Consider the following 3391-nt stretch of genomic DNA (forward strand, 5'->3'; position numbering starts at 1 on the left):
TAACGGCCAGCAAGGCGATCGGATCGATGATTAGGTCGCAAATTCTTAATTCCAGCCGATTGAGGTTGTAGGGGCGGCGATCGCCGTTGGGGCGCACAGACGACCACAGATGACGGACATTTTGCATCGTCTTTTGGGCTAGCTGCTCGTTGACCCACTGAATATGATGGGCGTGACTGGTAAACAATGGGACGTGTGGGGGTGTTTTGGGAAATAATCCCCAGCGGGTGGAATGGTAGCCCGTCGGCGCACCATTGAGAAATGGCGATGCCGCACTCAAGGCTAGATACAATGGAGCTTCGACCCGCACCAGCCGACAAGCCCGCATCAGCAATTCTGGATCGCTAATCCCGATATTAATATGCAAGCTCGCCGTGACCACATTGGTGCCGTAAGTCTGCTCGATGTAAGTATGGTAAGGATTATTTGGATCGGAGCGATAAAAGGTATCCGTACCGCCTAAAGATAAGGTGCTGCCAGGAATCAGGGTATAGTCACCAATTTTTTGGAGATAGGCACGTAACTGGCGGCGCGGCTGGACGAGCGCACACAATAATCGATCGTATGAAGTGAATGGCGCGGTGGTGTATTCGACATTGCGACTATCCGGTTCGATAATAAACCCATCCAAATCCGCCACAATCCGATCGGATAAACCGACAATCTCTCCCTGGGGAGTACCCGTGTAGACTTCAATTTCAAATCCTTTGGAAAGTAGCATGGAATTAGGGGATAGGGGATAGGGGACAGGGGATAGGGAATAGGGAATAGGGTTGGAAATCTATAATTGAGCGATTGATATTTATAAAATAATCATAGCGGGTTTGTCTGGGCGATCCACGAGCCAACAGTCAATCCACCACGATCGATCGCAAACAAATACCTAAACCCCAACTCTCTCTCTAACCCCTATTCCCTAAACCCTATCCCCTATCTCCTATTCCCTAATGTCCAAAAATGGCGGATAATAAGAGATTAATGTAAAAATCATCAAGCAAGCAGCAAGTAGCAAATCATGGGAGCGATCTGGGAAATCGATTTTTACTCACGCCCCCTGGTTGATGAAAACCAAAAAAAGGTTTGGGAATTATTAGTGTGCGAAAGTCCGACGACGACTCAGCAATCAACCGCTCAGCTCTTTCGATACGCGCAATATTGTCCGAGCGATCGCGTCAACTCACTCTGGCTGGGCGAAGCCTTACAGACTGCCATGCGCGAAGCTGATGCCGCGCCACAGCGGATTCGCTTCTTTCGGCGACAGATGAATAATATGATTACCAAAGCTTGTAAGGATATCGGGATACCTTCGGCGGCGAGTCGGCGATCGATCGCCCTGCGGCAATGGTTGGACGATCGCATGGAGCACTTTTACCCCCAACAGCCGAACTTTCAAGCGACGACGACTACCTCCGTGCAGATGTTCTCCGATCCGCCCAAACCACTACCCGAAGCTCTGATTGGTGAGAAGTGGACATTTGTAAATCTCGCCGCCAGTCAGTTTGCGGACATGAGCGATTGGCAAATCGGATTTGGGGAAGCTTTCCCCCTTGATATGGTCAAAGTCGCCCCCGAAACTCAGATTCCGGGATTAATAGTTTATTCGCCACGCTCGGTACCGATGGCCGCCTGGATGTCGGGATTGGAAATCGTAGCGGTGCGCTATCAACCCGCACCCAAATCGACCTTACTATTAGAAACAGGAGCCAGTGAAAGCTGGATTTTAGCCCGTCTCGAAGGGACGACTCAACAAGAAGCCGCGAGATTTGAAGCCAGCAAACAACAAGCCAAGGGCGTTCACTTCATCGCGATCCAAGCTACTCCCGACAGTGAAGAATTTGCGGGATTTTGGCTCTTGTATGAAGAAAGTTGATAATTAAAAGTTGATAATCGATCGTCGATCGTGCAAACGAGTGGGTGTTGCGGTGCTTTATGATGAGAAAATAGGGAAAAGTTAAATTCTCTTGAGTTCATAATTGCCCCCAGTCTCCCCGTCCCCCAGTCCCCCCAGTCCCATATGGATATCGCCGAACAACTTTTAGATTTAGCTACCCAGGCGGGTGCAGAAGTAGCAGAAGTTTATCAAGCCAAATCCTTATCGCGACCAGTTTTTTTTGAAGCAAATCGGCTCAAACAGTTGGAAACAGCTCAGAGTGAAGGCATTGCGCTGCGGTTGTGGAAAGATGGCCGACCGGGGATTGCCGTTGCTTATGGTGCCGTCGATCCCAAAATTTTAGTTGCTAAAAGCCTCGAACTGTCTCAATTAAACGATCGCGAAACGCCAGAATTAAATGCGGCCAATCGCAATGTCTATCCCGATTTGGGTCATACCATTCCGATGGAGGACTTGGTGGCGATGGGCAAAAGCGCGATCGAATTAGTGCGTGCGGATTTCCCAGATGTGCTGTGTAGCAGTCAGTGGGACTGCGATATCGAAACGACTCGGTTAGTAAATACACTAGGACTGGATTGCAGCTACACCGATACCACATTGAGCGGTTATCTAGCAGTTGAATGGATTCGTGGGGATGATTTTTTGAGTGTGGGCGACGGCCAAACGCAGCGTGGCGATTTAGATCCAGCCAAAATTGCCCAGAGTGTAATCAAACGACTTCAATGGGCGAAGAAGAATGTCAATCCGCCTACGGGTAAAATTCCCGTCTTATTTACGGCCAAAGCTGCCGATATGTTGTGGGAAACCGTGCAGGCGGCAATGAACGGCAAACAGGTCATAGAAGGGGCTTCCCCTTGGAGCGATCGATTGGGCGAAAAAGTAGTTTCACCGCTGCTGACGATCGCGCAAGAGCCAGATCGGGGGCCATTTAGTTGCCCCTTCGATGACGAGGGTTCGCCGACGCGATCGTTGACGTTGATTCAAGCTGGTAAGCTCAAGTTATTTTATGCCGATCGAACGATCGGTCGTCAGCTTGGTTCTGGCTCCACGGGCAATGGTTTTCGATCGGGTTTGGGCAGTTATCCCACCCCCGATCTAGTCAATCTGACGATCGCTCCTGGAAAATTGAGTTTTCCAGAATTAGTCAAACATCTGGATTCTGGCATTATCATCGATCAAATTCTCGGCAGCGACGCTGGCATGTCTGGCGATTTTTCGATTAATGTCGAATTGGGCTATCGCGTCCGCAATGGCGAAATTGTCGGGCGAGTCAAAGATACGATGGTTAGTGGTAATGTCTACACCGCTCTCAAACAAGTCGTCGCCCTCGGCGCAGATATCGATTGGAATGGCCCTTGTCACACGCCTTCGCTGATTGTCGAGGGGTTATCGGTGACAGGGAGAGGATAATTGATAATTGATAGTAGTAGAGGAGGGTGTGCTACCGCAAAGCGGTATCTGCTAAGGCAGCGGCTTCGCCAACGCGCACGCCTTTGTTCC

3 protein-coding genes are annotated in these 3391 nt (G+C 50.0%); 2 read left to right on the forward strand and 1 reads right to left on the reverse strand.

Annotated features, from left to right (window positions below):
- A partial coding sequence (gene gshA, locus RMO84_RS01350; protein WP_310486649.1) for a glutamate--cysteine ligase occupies positions 1-721 on the reverse strand: 721 nt, incomplete at its 3' end.
- A gap of 294 nt (positions 722-1015) precedes the next feature.
- On the opposite strand from gshA, the gene RMO84_RS01355 reads away from it, so the two are divergent.
- Complete coding sequence (locus tag RMO84_RS01355; protein ID WP_310486650.1) at positions 1016-1870, forward strand: Tab2/Atab2 family RNA-binding protein; 855 nt, start codon at positions 1016-1018, stop codon at positions 1868-1870.
- A gap of 144 nt (positions 1871-2014) precedes the next feature.
- Positions 2015-3301, forward strand: a complete 1287-nt coding sequence (locus RMO84_RS01360; RefSeq protein ID WP_310486651.1) for a TldD/PmbA family protein — start codon at positions 2015-2017, stop codon at positions 3299-3301.
- The last annotated feature ends 90 nt before the right edge of the window (positions 3302-3391 follow it).

Origin of the sequence: Chamaesiphon sp. VAR_69_metabat_338 (assembly GCF_031423935.1) — a bacterium.
Taxonomy (GTDB): Bacteria; Cyanobacteriota; Cyanobacteriia; order Cyanobacteriales; family Chamaesiphonaceae; genus Chamaesiphon.